The 17,948-nt window shown below is 38.2% G+C and carries 16 protein-coding genes; 13 read left to right on the top strand and 3 right to left on the bottom strand.

The genetic code is table 11. From position 1 onward, the window contains the following. Positions 1–3 precede the first annotated feature (3 nt). From DVR12_RS18535 to DVR12_RS18475, 13 genes are all read left to right on the top strand, one after another. The gene (locus DVR12_RS18535; protein ID WP_116977281.1) at positions 4–435 is read left to right on the top strand and encodes a hemerythrin domain-containing protein; all 432 of its coding nucleotides are present in this window, start codon (positions 4–6) and stop codon (positions 433–435) included. 172 nt (positions 436–607) lie between these two features. Continuing rightward, entirely contained in the window at positions 608–1,561 is a 954-nt protein-coding gene (locus DVR12_RS18530; RefSeq protein ID WP_158563303.1) for a DUF2167 domain-containing protein, read from the top strand. 1,136 nt (positions 1,562–2,697) lie between these two features. Continuing rightward, complete coding sequence (locus DVR12_RS18525; protein ID WP_116977279.1) at positions 2,698–5,160, top strand: outer membrane beta-barrel family protein; 2,463 nt, start codon at positions 2,698–2,700, stop codon at positions 5,158–5,160. A gap of 298 nt (positions 5,161–5,458) precedes the next feature. Next, positions 5,459–6,025 carry an RNA polymerase sigma factor gene (locus DVR12_RS18520; protein WP_116977278.1) on the top strand — a complete coding sequence of 189 codons (567 nt, stop codon included), beginning with the start codon at positions 5,459–5,461 and terminating at the stop codon, positions 6,023–6,025. Further along, positions 6,025–6,576, top strand: a complete 552-nt coding sequence (locus tag DVR12_RS18515) for a hypothetical protein (RefSeq protein WP_116977277.1) — start codon at positions 6,025–6,027, stop codon at positions 6,574–6,576. Before DVR12_RS18520 ends, DVR12_RS18515 begins: the two co-directional genes overlap by 1 nt. After that, on the top strand, positions 6,560–7,648 hold the full coding sequence (locus tag DVR12_RS18510) for a hypothetical protein (RefSeq protein WP_116977276.1): 1,089 nt from the start codon (positions 6,560–6,562) through the stop codon (positions 7,646–7,648). Before DVR12_RS18515 ends, DVR12_RS18510 begins: the two co-directional genes overlap by 17 nt. Positions 7,649–7,695: 47 nt before the next feature. Then, positions 7,696–8,424: a head GIN domain-containing protein gene (locus DVR12_RS18505; protein WP_116977275.1), complete on the top strand. Its 729-nt coding sequence runs from the start codon at positions 7,696–7,698 to the stop codon at positions 8,422–8,424. A gap of 123 nt (positions 8,425–8,547) precedes the next feature. Continuing rightward, positions 8,548–9,039 (top strand): YajQ family cyclic di-GMP-binding protein, encoded by a 492-nt coding sequence (locus DVR12_RS18500; RefSeq protein ID WP_116977274.1) that lies wholly within the window; start codon positions 8,548–8,550, stop codon positions 9,037–9,039. Positions 9,040–9,110: 71 nt separating this feature from the next. Further along, the gene (locus DVR12_RS18495; protein WP_116977273.1) at positions 9,111–9,362 is read left to right on the top strand and encodes a type B 50S ribosomal protein L31; all 252 of its coding nucleotides are present in this window, start codon (positions 9,111–9,113) and stop codon (positions 9,360–9,362) included. Positions 9,363–9,430: 68 nt separating this feature from the next. After that, a complete protein-coding gene (locus DVR12_RS18490) occupies positions 9,431–10,600 on the top strand; it encodes a putative sugar nucleotidyl transferase (protein WP_116977486.1) in 1,170 nt (389 codons plus the stop codon). A gap of 21 nt (positions 10,601–10,621) precedes the next feature. Next, complete coding sequence (tpiA, locus tag DVR12_RS18485; RefSeq protein ID WP_116977272.1) at positions 10,622–11,383, top strand: triose-phosphate isomerase; 762 nt, start codon at positions 10,622–10,624, stop codon at positions 11,381–11,383. A gap of 166 nt (positions 11,384–11,549) precedes the next feature. After that, on the top strand, positions 11,550–12,152 hold the full coding sequence (locus DVR12_RS18480) for a 2'-5' RNA ligase family protein (protein ID WP_116977271.1): 603 nt from the start codon (positions 11,550–11,552) through the stop codon (positions 12,150–12,152). A gap of 869 nt (positions 12,153–13,021) precedes the next feature. Then, positions 13,022–13,309, top strand: coding sequence for an acylphosphatase (locus DVR12_RS18475; RefSeq protein WP_199417144.1), 288 nt, complete (start codon positions 13,022–13,024; stop codon positions 13,307–13,309). Positions 13,310–14,002: 693 nt separating this feature from the next. On the opposite strand, the gene DVR12_RS18470 is transcribed toward DVR12_RS18475, so the two are convergent. The 3 genes from DVR12_RS18470 to DVR12_RS18460 all read right to left on the bottom strand — a co-directional run bounded on the left by DVR12_RS18470 (position 14,003) and on the right by DVR12_RS18460 (position 17,873). Next, positions 14,003–15,136, bottom strand: coding sequence for a C1 family peptidase (locus DVR12_RS18470; RefSeq protein ID WP_233522425.1), 1,134 nt, complete (start codon positions 15,134–15,136; stop codon positions 14,003–14,005). Between the two features lie 96 nt (positions 15,137–15,232). Continuing rightward, complete coding sequence (locus tag DVR12_RS18465) at positions 15,233–17,443, bottom strand: M56 family metallopeptidase (RefSeq protein ID WP_116977270.1); 2,211 nt, start codon at positions 17,441–17,443, stop codon at positions 15,233–15,235. A 37-nt stretch (positions 17,444–17,480) separates the two neighbouring features. Further along, on the bottom strand, positions 17,481–17,873 hold the full coding sequence (locus tag DVR12_RS18460) for a BlaI/MecI/CopY family transcriptional regulator (RefSeq protein WP_199417143.1): 393 nt from the start codon (positions 17,871–17,873) through the stop codon (positions 17,481–17,483). Positions 17,874–17,948 lie beyond the last annotated feature (75 nt).

Raw genomic sequence — 17,948 nt, 5'->3', positions numbered from 1 at the left:
TTTATGAAACGCCACTCTTCCCTCATTACGCTGTCGCACGATCACAAGCGCTTACTTTTTGCATGCCAGTATTTAAAGAAAGATGCTGCGCCATATGAAGGTTTTCCATTAGAGACACAAGCCAGGTTAGAATATATTGTAAACTTATTTCAGGAAGTTATGGTTCCTCACATTCAAAAAGAGGAATACCTGTTTGAAAAATCGTTGGGCCAGAATCCGGCGGTTGATAAGATGATCCATGAATTGCAGGAAGAGCACTTGTTAATTTCGAGAATGTATAGCGCACTTTCTGAGTCTGGAAATATGGATGCAGCAATGGATACATTAGCACGAAACCTGGAAGCCCACATCAGAAAAGAGGAGCGGGAATTCTTTGAATTAGTGCAACGTGAACTCCCGGAAATGTTAGCTTCCCTTCAGTTGGAAAACGAATAAATGTACTAAATGTGTTATTGCAGTACATGAAAGATTAGGTTTAATTTGTACACAGAGTTATAGTAGCACCGTTTGAGTGTAATATTGATACTGTTCTTCTGACCATTTCCTTTATTTATTGTCTTTATCCATGTTTGTTGAGCTGGTATATAAACTTATAGCTATTAAAGTTATGTGTAAATTGTACTACAGCTTTTGTGCATTCCTATGCTTCCTGGTTTCGGGCGTCCAGGTTTTCGGGCTTTCAAGGGAAGATAGTTTAAGCAGATATGAGAAGTTGGATTCGTCTGACCTCATTGTCGCATCCTTTTCTTATAAGGTAGGAGAACAACCACTTGGTCAGGTGGCCACCTTAAAGATTCCAGATGGTTACCGTTTACTGGATGGTCAACAAAGTAGAGTATTGGTTGAACAACTCTGGGGGAATAATGAAAATACCAATACCATCGGAGTTTTAATTCCTGATCGTACTAGTCCGATGGATAAGGATTTGACTGGTATCATTATTTCTTTTGAACCAACTGGTTACTTGAGCGAAGAAGGTGCACAGCGCATTAACTATAATAGATTGATGCGTAACATGAAAGAAGAAATCCAGGAAGATAATGCACTTCGCAATCGCAGATCAATTGGCACAATAAAAACAATCGATTGGGCTTTCCCTCCTTATTTCAATAAATTTAATCATAGTCTGCATCTGGCGAAGATTTTCAAGTTTGAATCCAAAGGTTCCTCTTCGCTTATAAATTATGAAATCAGGTTGTTGGGTAGAAACGGAGCATTATGTTTTACCGCCATAGGTAAATCAACAGATCTTCAAAAGCTACGAAATCAACTTGTTTCTATCAGCTATCTTGCACAATTCACTCCAGGTAACCGATATACTGATTATTTACCAGGTTCAGATTTTACATCGAATTGGGGACAGGAATCATCTTTTTTTGCACCAGTTTTGTTTAGTAAAGAGAAATTGATGTTAGGGTTGAAAAGTACTTTGATACTTACGCTTATTCTGCTTGTAATGACCAAATTTGTATTCATTATGCATGTATTTCATCAGCGTAAACAAAGTAGAAAAGATATTAAAATAAATTTTGATGTCAGGATCGATGAACAATTGAATTGATCTAATTATATAATTAATAGACCGGGGATGTATCATTCGTGATGCATCCCCGGTTTTTTAGTTTTATAGAAGAGAGGTTTTTGTTGATTTTTCTTGAGATATAAATAAGGATTGTTGGGAAGTCTAATAGTATTACTGGTTGACAGATCTAAAATGACTAACAGCCTTCTCTGACCGTAGGTTGAACGGGGGCTTGCACCAATGTAATTAAGCTAAGGAAATAGATTTCATGAATATTTGATCTCTAATTGTATGCCTTACTTTCCGCGGCCTTTGGCAGGGCAGGGGCTATTAAATCAAGAGGGATGGGCTCCGATTTTATAGTCTTTAAATGATTGATAAATTTCGTTAACCGTAGGTTGGGCAGGGGGTAACCCCTGCCCAACAGGGCTTCAGCGAATCACAGTTTCTATATTGTAGAATTGTTTCTTTACAAAAATGAAATTATTGGATTGACGTTTAATATGAAATATATCTACCAGATGAAAATATAGTTTCGATGAAATCCTGTAGGGGCAGGGTTTACCCCTGCCCAACCTACGGTAAAGGAACCCAGTCCATTAAATTGAATTCAATATTCAATCAATCCCCTTCTTAATATGATTGGACAAGCCTACGCTAATGAATGTTACCCAATAAATTAGAAATCCAATATTATTCCTTTACTTAATAGCCATAGTTTGCCTCATCATCCAGGGATATTGAAACCTGCCGTGAAAAAGTGCATTACACAAAAAATCAAAATTTATATTTAAAATATTCTATATCTGTATCAATTTCAACCTAAAAAATAATTAATTAATTGATTATCAATATAATAATATCAAATTTCAAAAAAAATCGCTAAATACTGCAACCTTTCCCTTTTCGAATCGTCTCCTTATTGAAATACATTTTACCATCTGATACCAATGCCTCTCCGGGCCCTCTCAGATTGTCTCATTTTTCAAAAAGTTAAATTTTTACCGTTCATCACCATTTATAAACCGTTTATGTATCGTTATGTACTATGTAATGCATAATACCTACTTTTACATCGTAGTAGTTAATCTACTGTAGTAGTTAAGCTAATGTAGTAGTTAAACCACTGTAGTAGTTAAACCAAAGTTCTAAAAATCCTCTAAATCGCAATTTATATGAAATCAAATTTTAAAGCTAGTATCTTGACAATGAGCACATTGTTTTCAGCTTTAAGTCTGTTTGCCCAAAATTCTCCGATAGTAAATGGTAAAATATCCCAGGGTGGAAACAAACCGGTAGAATTTGCTACCGTTACATTATTAAAAGCAAAAGATTCTTCCTTAGTTAAAGGAGCTGTTGCAGACATTAATGGAAAATATGACTTCGAACAGGTTAAACCTGGAAGCTACCTCATTTCTGCAGTTGCCATGGGAATGAACAGAGCCTATACCAATGCATTTACAGTAAATGGAACAAACCTTCAAGTTCCGGAACTGGAACTTACTGCTGCTTCAAAAACATTAAAAGGAGTAGAAGTTTCAGCCAAAAAAGCCTTCATTGAACAGAAAGCCGACAAACTGGTAGTAAATGTAGAAAGCAGCATCTCTGCTTCTGGAGGTACTGCGCTGGAAGCCCTCGAAAAATCTCCAACCGTTACCGTAGATAAAGATGGTAATATCTCTATGAAAGGTAAAAGTGGTGTTGTAGTAATGCTGGACGGTAAACAGACAAATATGTCGAGCGCCGATCTGACTGAAATGCTGAAAAATATGCCTGCAACCAGTGTGGATCAAATAGAATTGATCGCCAATCCTTCCGCCAAATATGATGCAGCTGGTAGTGCAGGTATTATTAATCTGAAGTTGAAAAAGAACACTAACTATGGTACCAACGGTAGCCTTTCATTAGGAGCCGCTCATGGCTACTTCCCACGTTATAACGGAGGTATTAACCTGAACCACAGAAACGCAAAGTTTAACGTCTTCGGTTCATATAACTATAGCTACAGACAGCAAAAAAACGAACTGTTTGTAGATCGTATCTGGAAGAACGATGACCGTGTCTTCAAACAGTATAACGAAATGAAACAGAAGTCTAATTACCAGGGAGGTAAGATCGGTGCCGATTACTTCATAAATAAGAACAATACCATAGGAGTAATGATGGATCTTGCAATGGGCAACCCACAGTTTCCTACCAATGGTACAACTGAAATGGGTACCAGAAAAGGTATTGATTCTATCCTGAGAAGTAATACCTATTACGATAGCAAATGGAAAAGAGGTGCATATAATCTGAACTATAGAGGAATTCTTGATTCTACCGGGAAAGAATTAAATATAGATCTGGACTACGCCAGAAACAGTGATAAACAAAATACAGATCTGTTTACCAATAGTTATAATGTGCTGGGAAAACCATTAGCCGGCGATACCACCAGAAGCAAACAACCTTCTGTCGTTGATATTAAAACCGCAAAAATTGATTACGTCCACCCATTACAAAATAAAGCCAAATTAGAGGCAGGTCTTAAAGTCAGCTTTGTGACCACTGATAATGATGTGAAATTTGATAGCTTAAGAGGTGCAAACTGGATCTTTGATACAAATCGCTCTAATAACTTTATCTATAAAGAAAACATCAATGCCGCTTACATGAATTTCAGTAAGCAATTTGACAAACTGTTTTTCCAGGCTGGTTTGAGAGCAGAGTATACGCATATGAACAGTAAATCTACCTCTTTCAAAAACCAACAGGATAATATTATAAATAATGATTCGAGTTATGTGAATCTTTTCCCTAGTATGGCTATGACATATAAGGTGAATGCTCAAAACAGCTTGGGGCTCTCTTATAGCCGTCGTATTCAACGCCCCAGCTATGATGATATGAATCCATTTGAGTTTTATATCGACAGATATACCAGCGAAAGTGGTAATCCATACCTCAGACCTTCATATACCAACAGTGTTGAATTAACACATACCTTCAAAGATTTCTTAATAACATCACTGGGGTATTCTCATACTAAGGATATGGTTACCAAAGTGTTGGAAGCAGGAGTTGACCCGCATAGTGGCGATACCATTATCCTAAAGCATAAGTTTATGAACGTAGCCAAGGCAGACAGAATTAGTCTGAACGTTTCAGTACCGATGCCAATAACAAAATGGTGGATGAGCTTTACTATGTTCACAGCTAACTACAATATGTTTGAATCAGTATTAAATAATGAAAAAGTTAGTCTGAACTCTTTTGGTTTCTTCGGCCGTACCCAACATACATTTACTCTTACTAAGAAAGTAAGCGCAGAAGCTACCTACTTCTATTTATCGCCACAGGTAACTGAGCAAGGGTTATGGAATATGAAAAGTTTAGGAAGCCTGGATCTGGGTGTGCAAATAAAAGTCCTGAAAAATAAAGGTACACTGAAGCTGAATGTGCTAGACGTATTAAATACCAACTATTTCAGAGGAACGTTTGAAAATGCGGGTCAGTTTACCTCGGTTAGAAATAACAACGATAACAGACAGGTTAGAATCAACTTCAGCTATCGTTTCGGTAATAATAATGTGAAAGCAGCTCGTAATCGTCAGACAGGTTTGGAAGCAGAGCAGGATCGCTTAAAGAATAATTAAGATGGTTTTTTAGATAAGGTAAGGGAGCAACGTACGCTCGCAAGAGTTTACGTTCTCCTTTTTAAAGCAGATAATTTCAGGTTTATCACAGGAAAAAGGGGTTTTAAAAGATTTGAAGCAAAGAAAAGAGGAGTGACCCTTAGTTTTGAAAAGAAATTTTATCAATATATCAATTTAATCGATCTATATAAAAAATTAGTAATTAATAATTTAGTTGTTTCAGCTCGGCATTATGGTAAAAAAGATCAAAAATTCTTGTCATTAGCGTGCAACTTTTTTTACAGTCATTGTCTTTAGTATGAAAGCATCAGCCAATAACTTGAATCAGACGCAAATAACAGATACTCTAATCGATAGTTGTAGAAACGGGGATGTTCGCGCATTTCGCGAATTGTATAATGCCTATTCAGGGGCTATGTACAACATCTGTTTGCGTATGACCAATAATGTTAGCGATGCAGAGGATACACTGCAGGAAGCTTTTATTCAGGTGCACAGGAATATACACAAGCTGGAAAATGCAGGAAGTGTAAGTGCGTGGATTAAAAGAATAGTGGTGAATCATTGTTTAAACACCCTTCGCAAGAAAAAAGTGTATTTTGAAGATCCTGAAGTGGTTGAAGTGGAGGTAGAACAAGGTTTGGATGAAGAGCATTTCAGCTGGACGGTAGCTGCGGTAAGATCAGCAATTGATACTTTGCCTCATGGTTACCGCACAGTTCTTAATCTCTACTTATTTGAAGAATATTCACATAGAGAGATTTCCGAAATGCTTGGTATTTCTGAGTCTACCACCAAAACACAATACATGCGTGCGAAGGAGAAAGTAAGACAAATTGTAAAACAACAAAACGCAACTCGTTAATGCCTGAAGATTTAGAAAGATTTATTCAGCAGCATCGATCAGAATTCGAAATGCCAGGTCCATCGCCTCGCATCTGGGATGCGCTGGAAAAGGAACTGACAGCGAAGCAGGAAGGCGCTAAGATTGTACCTCTACTACGTAGAAACTGGTTTAGAGCCGCTGTGATCCTCTTGTTGGTAGTTAATGCAGGCGCATTATTTTATCTGACATCCAGAAAACAGACGAGAACAGCTTCATTTGCTCCTGAAGTGCAGGAAGCAAATATGTACTACAGTTCAAAGATCAACGAAAAGCTTAAGATAATTAATGCTTATCCGGTTGAAGAACTGGGGCTAGACAGTGCTGCACGTAAAGAACTGGAATTACGTAATGATACTTACAAAACACTGGAGCGTGAATTACAAAACAATCCGGGTAATGAAAGAATCAAAGCGGCCCTCATTCGCTACTACCAGTTAAAGCTAGATCTTCTCGACAGAATTTTAGAAGAGTTGCAGAGCAAAAAAGTCACTCCTGATCAAACCAAAAAGCATTATGAAGCTGAAATTTAAATGTCTCCTATTCCTCTTGTTGCCACTTTGTGCGTTAGCATCGGAGCCTAGAACAGCATACAAGAAAATTATCTCAAAAAATTTTACTGTAGATAATAACGCCAATTTCAGTGTTGCCAACAAATATGGGAAAATTGTTTTCCATACCTGGAATAAAAACGAGATCAAAGCCACTATTACTGTAACCGGTTTTGGAAAAAGCGACTCACAGGCTCAGGCAAACGCTGAATCTGTTGATGTTAATACCGAGAAAAGTTCCAGTTCTGCCGTTGTACTCCGTACCGTTAATGGTGGAGCTAAAGGAGGGGGCAAAGGATGGTTTTCGTGGGGCGGTAACAGCGATTCTAAAGGTTATGTAAATATCGATTATGATATTTATGTTCCACAAAGTTTAGGAAAAGTAACTGTAGAAAATCAGTTTGGAGATGTAATTGCCGACAAATTCACCTATCCGGCAAACTTGCAGTTGAGCTACTGCACCTTCGATATCAGAGATGCAGAGAGTTTAACAATGACACTGAACTACTGTGATAAAGGAAAATTGGGAAGTGTTAAAGATGCCAGAATTGTAGCAAATTATTCGACTATTAATGCTGAAAATATAGAGCAGCTAGATGCCAGCAGCAACTACAGCAACTATTATATGGATAAAGTTAAAAACTTAAAACTGGTTACAACCTATTCAGATTATAAGATTCAATCGGCCGACCGTATTGATGGAACTGCCACCTATTCGGATTTGAAATTGCAGGAATTACAGGTAGATGTAAATTTAAAACTCACCTATAGCGATCTTAAAGTACAGAAAGTAAGCACCTCTTTCAAAGGAGCAGATTTATCTTTAAGTTATTCTGATGTGAAACTCTCTTTATCCCGCAGACAGCCATTAAAAATACAGGCAAATCTTACTTACGGAGATTTAAGCCTGGGAGATCTGGAAATGAAAAATGTTTACTATGAGAAAAAAGCTACATCACTAAACTATACAGGATTTGCAGCCGGGGGGAACGATAATTCACCATTGTTGAAAGTCCGTGGAGTGAATTCAGATTTAAAATTATCATCCTACTAATATTAGAACGCCATTCTAAATCCTTAACTAAAAAACTAATCACCGCTATGAAAAAGGTTTTATCAATTTGTTTTGCTGCAGCATTAGTTGCAGTAACAGCCAGCCTCATGTCTTTTAATTGGTTCAATGAAAAAGTAAGAGGAAACGGAGAAATAAAAGAAGAGAGCAGAACGGCTAGTCCATTTACCAGTATTGCTACCTCAGGAATTTATAAAGTAGTGATTGAGCAGGGTGATAAATTTTCTGTAAGAGTTGAAACAGATGCAAACCTTCTGCCCTATGTAGAAACTACTTTTCAGAATAATACGCTCGAAATCTCAAGCAGAAAGGGGTATGATTTAAACCCTAGCAAAGCTATGACAGTCTATGTTACGATGAAAGAACTGGAGTCATTATCCGGAAGTGGAGTATGTTCTTTTACCAGTAAAGGCAGCTTAAAATCAGATCGCGTGAAAATAGGAGTTAGCGGAGCAAGTAATATAGACCTTGATTTGAAAGTACAGCAACTAAAAGTAGGATTATCCGGAGCCGCACATATTCAATTAAGTGGAAGTGCCACTACCGCGAATTTTGGGGTGTCAGGAGCGGGAGAAATCAGAGCGCTGGACCTGGCTATTGAAGAAGCAGAAGTAGGAGTAAGCGGAAGCGGACAGGTGAATTTGAGTGTGAACAAACGTCTGAAAGCAGGTGTTTCCGGAGCCGGTCATGTAAGATACAAAGGAGATGCAACAGTAAATCCTTCAGTATCCGGAGCTGGAAGTATCAAAAAAATATAATACAAGTTAGATTTAGAGTATAATATGATAGCAGGTAGTTCTCTACCTGCTTTTGTATTTGGCGCATCTTTGTGCCTTTGTATGAAAGTTTTATCTTTGTCGTTCATTTAAAATGATATAGATATGCCGTCCTTTGATATTGTTAGCAAGGTAGATTTACAAACATTGGATAATGCCGTTAATACGGTAAAGAAAGAGATCACCAACAGGTATGATTTTAAAGGTTCGCATGTAGAGATTGAGCTTAATAAGAAGGAGTTTGTATTAAATATTGAGGTTGAGAGCGATATGAAGTTGACTCAATTACTTGATGTATTAGTGAGCAGATCAATGCGTCAGGGTTTGGATGCGACAATTTATGATTTAAGTAAGGAACCATACCAGAGCGGTAAGGTTTATAAGAAAGAAGTGCCGGTTAGAAATGGAATTAAGCAGGAAGATGCGAAGAAAGTAGTAAAACTTATTAAAGATTCGGGATTAAAGGTTCAGGCTGCTATTATGGATGATATCGTTAGGGTAACAGGCAAGAAAATCGATGATTTACAGGAAGTTATACAAGTGATGAAGGAAGCTAATTTGGGTATTCCTTTACAGTATATCAATATGAAATCCTAATTTTTTAATAATAATCTTTGGGGGTTCAATTAATTTGATTAATTTTGCACCTCTATTACAATAATTTTGATATGAAACAGGGAATCCATCCAGAAAGTTACAGATTTGTGGTATTTAAAGATATGTCAAACGGTATTAGCTTTTTAAGCCGCTCTACTGCTCCTTCCAAAGAAACTATTAAATGGGAAGACGGTAACGAGTACCCTTTGATCAAGTTGGAAATTTCCAATACCTCTCACCCTTTCTATACTGGTAAGAATGTATTGGTGGATACTGCAGGACGTATTGACAAATTCAACAAACGTTACGCTAAGAAAGCTTAGTTTGCTGGTAAAATATTTTTTAGGGAAATCCCATCGGCTTGTCGATGGGATTTTTTATTTTTAGCGCTATGGAGCGTAATTATATATTATTTGACACGCCCTTACGTGAGCAGTTGTACCCCTTCACACATACCAGGCCCGTTGCGGCTTGCAGAGTGGGCATACTTACCATACAGGAAAAATGGGAACGATGGTTGAATAAGCCAGTCAGCCACTTTACTGTTCCTCCTTTACAAGCTAAATTTCCTTTACATCAGTCGGCCGACTGTATTAATATCATGATCAACGGGCATCTTTTACCAGATGCATCGTTAGTAGCAGCTATTCTGGCCCTGGGCCCGGAAGAAGAGTTATATAAGGATAACCTTCTGTTGGCTAAATCTCTTACCAGTTCAGGGGTTCCTGAATTAACAGGAGGGGATCGGAAAAATTATCAGAACGAGGTACTAGGAATTTATAAGCCTTGGGATATCTTTGCGGTCAATGAAGCAGCACTGAAAACAGATTTTCAGTTAATAACAGCTGGTAGAACATCAGCAACGATATCATCCACCAATCAACTTATCAATCCTGCGGATATATTTTTGGAGCCTGGAGCTTCAGTAGAGTGTAGTGTGCTTAATGCCAGTACAGGGCCAATTTATGTAGGAAAGGACGCCGTAATAATGGAAGGTTGCCTGATTCGTGGAGCATTTGCAATGGGGGAAAAGGCAGTAATGAAACTGGGAACTAAAATATATGGGGCAACTACATTAGGCCCACATTGTGTAGGAGGAGGAGAGATAAAGAACAGTGTGTTGTTCGGCTATTCCAACAAGGCACATGACGGATACCTGGGGGATGCAGTTATAGGAGAATGGTGTAATCTCGGAGCAAATACAACCTGCTCTAACCTGAAGAATAACGTATCGCCGGTAAAAATATGGATGGAAGGGCAGAACGAATGGATGATTGCAGGTTTGAAGTGTGGAGTATTAATGGGTGATTACAGTCGCTGTGGCATTAATACAATGTTGAATACAGGCACAGTGGTGGGGGTTTCCTGCAATGTATACGGGGCTCATTTACCACCAAAATACTTGCCTTCGTTTAGTTGGGGAGATCAGCAGGGGTATAGGTTAGCGGAAGCAATAAGAGACGCAGATAATTGGATGCGGCTGAAAGGCAGGCATCTAACGGAGGCGGATAAACAGATATTGACAGAGCTGTTTGAGAATACAATAGCGCAAAGACCTTAAAACTTAATATCAAAGAAAACTATGAGAAAGAAAATTGTTGCGGGCAACTGGAAAATGAATCTTACGCTGGCGCAAGGCGAGCAGTTGATCAATGATATACTGCAGGCCGGGCTTAAGTTGGCAGAAGGACAAGAAGTAGTAGTAGCCACCCCTTTTCCATATCTGACAAAAGCTAAGGCTATGTTGAAAAACTATCCTGGTTTTTATGTAGCAGCACAAAACTCAGCCAGTGAGAAGTCGGGTGCTTATACCGGTGAAGTTTCTGCAGAAATGTTGCAGTCAATTGGTGTTGACTATGTAATTCTGGGCCATTCGGAAAGAAGAGAGTATTTCAATGAAACCAATGCAATTCTGGCAAAGAAAGTAGACCAGGCATTAGCATTTGGCGTAAAGCCAATTTTCTGCTGCGGAGAGCCTTTGGCAATCAGAGAAGCGGGTACACAAAATGAATATGTAGCAAAGCAATTGGAAGAGAGCATTTTTCACTTGAGTGCAGAGGAATTTAAGAAGATAGTAATTGCATATGAGCCAATTTGGGCAATTGGAACAGGCTTAACAGCAAGTTCGGCTCAGGCGCAGGATATGCATGCATTTATCCGCTCACAGGTAGCGGCAAAGTATGGTAATGAAATTGCGCTGCATACTAGTATTTTATATGGTGGAAGTGCAAAACCAGGAAATGCGGCTGAATTGTTTGCCTGCCCGGATGTGGATGGTGGATTGATTGGAGGTGCATCATTGGTAGCGGCAGATTTTGTGTCAATTATCCAGAAGTTAGCATAATTATATAATAATTTTTAGCGCGGCATTGGTGTAAATCACTGATGCCGCGCTTTTTAGTATTTGATGCCTATTTTTTTTAGTAAAAAATGCTAAAAAAATTAGTATTTCTGAAAAGTGTTCGTATATTTGTAGTGTCATTCTAACAGAACGAATTAAATTATCGGTTATGAATACGAATTTTGAAATGTCAGATACTATTTATGATTATTTAATAGTCATTAATCCGGATGTATTAGTTGCACAGGATGTGTCGCATATACGAGAGTACGTAGCAGCAATGACGGGAGATACTGCTTTGGTATCTGCACCGGTACATATTGCCTTGTTCAGGTCTGCATTTCCGGAGCGTTTTCAATCAGATTTTGAGTTGATGTTGGAGGAGACGGCGAAGCAACAATCGGGTTTTGTGGTTTATACTGCAAAGATGGATGCACATAGGCATGCTGAAGGGCATAACAGTGTATTTGTGAATATTGCGAATCCCAAACCACTAATTGATTTGCATCGGGCAATTTTACAAACTTTTGAATTGAAGCCGCAACAGTTTAAGCCACATATTTTGCTGGCGAGAGGGTTGGGGAATGAGGTATCGGAGCAATTGATGGCTACTTTATCACAGCAGATGTTTGTTCGGAGTTTTAATTGTCATTGTTTCACATTAATGAGAAGGCCAGCGGAAGGGGGAAAATATGAGAGAGTGAAGGATTTTGGATTTGGAGATGTTGAACATTTACCGGGTTCATTATTTATAAATAACTATGCAGCTTAGCTGCATTTAGCTTCTTGATTCGGGAATTACCGGATGGTAGATTTGCAAGATCGATGAAAATTGAACGATTATGAATGCTTTGTTATCCCCTTGTATCAATTTTCGCCGATGTTTGTTTCCCTCTGTTAACCATCCTTTCATACTATTGTTGTTGTAATCAGTGTTTTCATTTAGCATGTATTGGGAGCTGTTGATTACAAATAGTAGTTATAGTCGTTTTGCATGCCAGTTAATCATGCGATGTTGCGGGTATTCATCTGGTAATCCTGGTTCAGGTTAGTTTTTAGAAGTTTTGTTGATATTAAAGTTGAATGAATTTGAGTTGATGATAGTTTTAAATGGAGGAAAGATCTGTTTATTACTATATAATGTGGGTTTATTAATATCAGACAAAGTGTGCAGGTATTATTATGTACTAATGTACCTAGGTCACAGGAGTGAAAGTAGATTGTAGAATTAGACTTATTGGTTTATAAGAATAGGATTGAATTTTAGCGTATTTAGAATTTGTGGAGAAATGGACTTTATTATTTAATACATTGTTTGAATTATTACTACTTAAAATAGTGGCAAAAGGCTGCGGTTTTTAGTTGGTATATCAATTTCTCTCGGATTTGTTGCCCATCCCTAAAGGGTCAAGATTAATTGAATGGCATTGGCTTAGCTTGTTACCTAATACTTCTGATACAGTATTCTCCATTGTTACTATTTTATTATACTTAAGGATTTAATTATCGTTCTGTTGTGAATGGAACGAAGGTTGTTTGTATCTTTGCGGTTAATTTTCGATGAAAGGATTTCGGGTAAAAATATGTAGTCGAATCTTTTCATAGAAGGTGCGTGAGCATTTATGTGTTAATAGTTATTTTATGACCGCTCAATCAATCATTCACAAAGAAATCGTAATTAAAGGCCGTGTACAGGGTGTTGGGTTTAGGATCAATGCCAAACGAGTGGCAGATTCGATGCATGTACAGGGGCAAGTCAAAAACTTGCTGGACGGCAATGTATGGATTATGGCAGAAGCAACCCCAGACATCATGGAAGATTTTGTATCCTGGTGTAAGTCTGGTCCTGCAATGGCCGTAGTTAAAGAAGTTGACATAACAGATGGGGAAGTACAGCATATACAAGGCTTTACTATCCTTTATTCATAAAGTAGGTCCCGGATCGCAGGTGCTTATTTCCTATGCCAGGAGAGAGTAAACCCAGGCCTCACCAGGTGCGCAAAGAAATTAAGTGGTAACAAAGTAATACACAAAGCCACTAGAATTTCTTTGCGCATGGTCGTTCCAGTTCGAAGAGAAGGTTGTTAAACTTGCTTTTGCACGATGAATATGCAATTCTGAAAATTGATGCATTTCAATCTCTGTTTAATAATTGTATTTCTCATTACAATAATGATTAATACCTTATAGAGTTTCGTAGCTTTCTGCTTTAAGACTTCAATTCTACTTCTAGGCCGATTAAAACCGTTTGAGCTAATAATCCTGAGAAAACGCAAATTTACTTTCAATTCCCCTCTGGTCTGATTAAAACTAAAAATACCTGTGACCCTGTTCGTGTGAAATTCAAGTTAGAATTCTATTCCTATTCCGATTAATACCGTAGATCGTTGAATTTGGCCTAATTACCATTTACTTTCAATCTCACCTTAAATCCGATTAATACTAAGTTTGGTGCTAAGATTACTCACGTTTACCTCGCGGTTTATACTATAAATTTAGCCAGGTAAACTTATTGACTTTCAATTTATTGGGGTCTACTACCATATATCATAAACGATAAAAGTCGCCAGGAAGGCGACTTTTATTCAAATTACGCGGTTTGTATGTGAATTGGCAAATATCTTAGTTTAGATATAGATTATACTTCTTCTCAAATGCTTTATCTAATGCTGCTTTAGGTACAATAATCGTGATGGTGTTTATTGCGAAATATGCCTGTGAAACTTGCCAGTATCCGGCATATGGACCAGCAGCTTCACCCCAGCTGTTTTTAACGCGATAAAAGGTTCTGCCATCTGTTGTTGTTTCAACTCCGGTAATATGCATCAGATGATCGTCCTGTGTAATAAGTTCCTCGTAAAGGCGTTGACGTAAATCCTGCGAATAAGGAGCTTCTTTCGTTTGTAAATCTATGTTATCTTTTTTTAATGAAGTGTCTTGTGGAAATATTCCCAGTCCTTTTTTTCTGGAGAATCCCTTATTACTTACATCTGCATCCCAAAGTATAGTATATCCTTTTTGGAGGGCATTGGTGGTGATGGATGTTAGCTCTTCTAATGGAACATTGTAATATGCTCCGTTTGAGAAGTTATCAGGCACTTCAACAATAAATGCTTTGTTGAAAGGATGATGAGTAAAAGATGTTAGATATACATAGTCATTAGGATCAAATTTAACTACTTCCTTAGCGTAAGATTGCGGAGTATATGTTTTTCCATTGTATTGGAAAGTTGCCGGAGGTTGCCCCATGAATTTATCAAGAATTGCTGTAAACCCGGCTATCCAGTTTTCAGCAATTGGGGTATGTGCAATTAGGGTATCAAGATAACTTTTCAGTTCCTTGATCATTTCTTGGTGATCGTAGCTTGTTTGTCCATTTACCAGGCCACTATATTGACTCTCAGGAATAATTCCATAGGTAGCCATTGCTCGGATGGCATCATGGCCGAGGCCACCTTCATCAAACTTGGCTGCCCCTTGTCTGCGCACGTAGTTTTTTGCCTTTTCGATATAGATATTGCGGGCGGTGAACATTTCAGAGAGGTCTAATTCAGGAGTACCCTTTTTCAGGCTTTCCGATTCTACCAGCGAAGTAGTGGAAAATGACCAACAGGTTCCTGTATGGCCTTGATTTTTGACAGGGGTTGCGGCGTTTATTTTCTCTTTGGTCAGGTTATTTATTGTAACGTTTTTATCCTGTGCCTGTAGTGCAACAGTGGTTGCTGTCAACATTGCCAGCATTATTCCATACTTCATACAATTCTATTATACAGGCTAAGTTAAATGAAGTTATCAAGAAAAAAAGCCATTACTGTTATGAACGGTAATGGCTTTTAAAAAAAAGTAATTTGATTAGTTCTGGATATAAATATTGAAGGTATCGTTTCCTCCTTTAATGGTTACATTTTTAGAGGGAAAATAAGAACGATATTTATCTAATACATTGTTGGATTGTTTTACACCATTGATAAGTAAGTCTTCCCCTTTTCTTTCAATGGAGTAGTTACTTTTAGTATCCAAAAGGTTATCTGCTTCCAGTTTTTTAACCAGATTTTTTAATTGTTGACTATTTGCATTAGCGGCTTTAGCTTCTCGTTTGGCTTCATCAGCTTTATACATCGCTTCATGCCTGGCTGATTCTGCCTTATCTCTGATGATTTCTGCTCTTTCTCTGGCTGATTCTGCCTTTTTCCTGGCCGATTCTGCTCCTTCACTATTTCTGTGCGCCATATCTCTGGCTGCTAAATTTGCACTAGCCATTGCATTATCGAGTTCCACTTTCAGGTTAGAAAGGTTGAGAGAATTCATGGCTAATGAGATAGTGGTATTCAGGGAGTCTAAGTTTATGTTTTTAAGAGCCAGTGCGGCTTCTTTCTGCGCATTACTTATTTCATCCCAATTTATATTTTTCAGTGCTGCCAGGCTTTCTGCATAGGCTTTCTTTACATTTTCAGAGAGTTCTGTAGTATTGATATTTGCAGTAGCAGCCTGAACATCTGCTTGTAGTTTTTTCATATCTACCTGCTTCAACTGCTGCATTGCTACTTGCACATTTTTTTGTGCAAGCTGAATTTGCCTTTTAATATCTTCTTTATCAATCAATGTGTCTGTGTACACATAGTTTGTATTATAGCTATAATAATGACCGCCGTTTCTGTTTGAACTTACAGCGACATTTGAAGCTGAATATTTAGGAGGTGTCGGTGGTGTTGGAGGCGCAGCAGGTGGCGGTGGTGGAGGGAACCTTACTCCATTTTGTGATGGTGGTGTAGAAGGTTTTTTAGGTGCAGATGGAGCTGCTGGTGGTGGCGGAGGAAAACGTATATGATCACCGGAAGTATCAACAACCTGGTAAATAACAGTGGATTTGGCCGTTGATTTTGGAGCGATTGAACCAGATTGATCGCCCGGGTTTAAGGTATCTACTGCTGTTACTATTGTTTGATAGGTAAATTGCTTGTTTGATACTTTGGTGGTATCTGAATCAGAATGCTGTTGCTTGTTTTTAGGTTGATTTGATTCACTATTTTTCCCTTTGGCTGGGTTTAGCCAGGCTATAGAAACCAAACTGGATGCGATGATTAGAACTGCTAAAAACTTCTGTGTATAATTAAGATGTCTTGTTTTCATTTCCATGATTCGTTTAATGCGGTGAAACAGGTGTTGTTTGCTGTTTGCAGCTGCCATGGTAAGCCGGTTTGCATTTAACTTATGCTCAGCTAATGCTACAAGTGCATGTGCATATTGGATTGGCTGAGCGGTATTTGCGATAACCAGATCATCGCAGCAATGCTCTCTTTCGATCCGGATAACTTTTGAAATCATCCAGATAAAAGGATTGAAGAAAAGAATGGTTTCTACAATGGATTGGAAGATATTCAACAGATAATCATTTCGTTTGATGTGCGCCAGTTCATGGAGCAGTACTGCTTCCAGCTGTACTTCAGTAAGATTGTTTACCATCGCTATTGGTACCAGAATTAAAGGCTTAAAAAAGCCTAGCATTACAGGAACTGTTACCTGATGAGAGATGAGTAAAGAAACTTTCTTTGGTATTTGCAGCTGTGCTGCCAGTTTTTGAACATATTTCTGCCAGGCATCTCCAATAGGTTCAGTATTCAGTGTTCGAATACGCTGTAACTGAAACAGATCAGAGCCTAGTTTTATAATCATCATCCCCATTCCAAGTATATAAACCCCTACCAGATATGGAAAAAAATGCTCCAGGTTAGGAATTAAATAGAGTAGGGAATGTTGACTGGGATATACTACTGGCGTTATGATATCAAAGTTTTGAAGCGGAACTGTTGCACTACTTATTAAGAGCAGGCTTCTCGCTTCTATTATGCGATCTAACTGAATGTAAAAGGTGGCAAGAAACCATATAAATATACCAGTAAGGGAAAGCAATGATAAATTATGCCTGATTCTGGCACCTGCTTCCGGCCATAACTTCAATACTACCCGTAGGCATGTATAAATCAGAAATGCTTGCCATAATGAATGCAGGATAGCCCATCCTAAAGCACGAACAATATCACTTGAAAGGATCAATGTGTTCATATAATATCAGATTTTCCAGCAAGAGCCTTTAAGCTACTTACTTCCGGTTGTTTTTTTCTTGTTTTTCTATATCAGCCAGGTAAGCTTTAATCTTATTTAATTCTTCTTTATCTGATGAATGCTGTCCTAATGCCTGCATTACCAATTGAGATGCAGAACCTCCAAAAACAGTATCTATCATTTTTTCCAACAACTGCTGCTGCGTTTTTTCCTGTGAAACCGCAGCTGTGTAAATATGTGTTTTACTACTGGCATCCCTTTGCAGCAGCGATTTTTCATGCATTATCTGCATTAATTTAAGTGTGGTGGTATAGCCAGCATCCTTCGTCTGAGATAAGACGTCATGTACCTCACGAACTGTACTAGGCCCTTTTTCCCAGAGCACACTTAAGATTTCTAATTCGCTGTCTGTCGGACGTATAGTTTTCAAAACACGATATTTTTTAGGGTGATTATTGTTCTACGAATATCTTCGTAAACGAATGTACGACAGTTTTCGTAAATG

The sequence above is a fragment of the Chitinophaga silvatica genome, from assembly GCF_003419895.1.
Classification (GTDB): Bacteria; Bacteroidota; Bacteroidia; order Chitinophagales; family Chitinophagaceae; genus Chitinophaga; species Chitinophaga silvatica.
This window is presented reverse-complemented; position numbering and strand designations above follow the sequence as displayed.

Coding starts and splice junctions, on each gene's coding strand:
- DVR12_RS18535 (WP_116977281.1), top strand. CDS start 4: ATGAAACGCCACTCTTCCCTCATTACGCTGTCGCACGATCACAAGCGC.
- DVR12_RS18530 (WP_158563303.1), top strand. CDS start 608: ATGTGTAAATTGTACTACAGCTTTTGTGCATTCCTATGCTTCCTGGTT.
- DVR12_RS18525 (WP_116977279.1), top strand. CDS start 2,698: ATGAAATCAAATTTTAAAGCTAGTATCTTGACAATGAGCACATTGTTT.
- DVR12_RS18520 (WP_116977278.1), top strand. CDS start 5,459: ATGAAAGCATCAGCCAATAACTTGAATCAGACGCAAATAACAGATACT.
- DVR12_RS18515 (WP_116977277.1), top strand. CDS start 6,025: ATGCCTGAAGATTTAGAAAGATTTATTCAGCAGCATCGATCAGAATTC.
- DVR12_RS18510 (WP_116977276.1), top strand. CDS start 6,560: ATGAAGCTGAAATTTAAATGTCTCCTATTCCTCTTGTTGCCACTTTGT.
- DVR12_RS18505 (WP_116977275.1), top strand. CDS start 7,696: ATGAAAAAGGTTTTATCAATTTGTTTTGCTGCAGCATTAGTTGCAGTA.
- DVR12_RS18500 (WP_116977274.1), top strand. CDS start 8,548: ATGCCGTCCTTTGATATTGTTAGCAAGGTAGATTTACAAACATTGGAT.
- DVR12_RS18495 (WP_116977273.1), top strand. CDS start 9,111: ATGAAACAGGGAATCCATCCAGAAAGTTACAGATTTGTGGTATTTAAA.
- DVR12_RS18490 (WP_116977486.1), top strand. CDS start 9,431: ATGGAGCGTAATTATATATTATTTGACACGCCCTTACGTGAGCAGTTG.
- tpiA (WP_116977272.1), top strand. CDS start 10,622: ATGAGAAAGAAAATTGTTGCGGGCAACTGGAAAATGAATCTTACGCTG.
- DVR12_RS18480 (WP_116977271.1), top strand. CDS start 11,550: ATGAATACGAATTTTGAAATGTCAGATACTATTTATGATTATTTAATA.
- DVR12_RS18475 (WP_199417144.1), top strand. CDS start 13,022: ATGACCGCTCAATCAATCATTCACAAAGAAATCGTAATTAAAGGCCGT.
- DVR12_RS18470 (WP_233522425.1), bottom strand. CDS start 15,136: ATGAAGTATGGAATAATGCTGGCAATGTTGACAGCAACCACTGTTGCA.
- DVR12_RS18465 (WP_116977270.1), bottom strand. CDS start 17,443: ATGAACACATTGATCCTTTCAAGTGATATTGTTCGTGCTTTAGGATGG.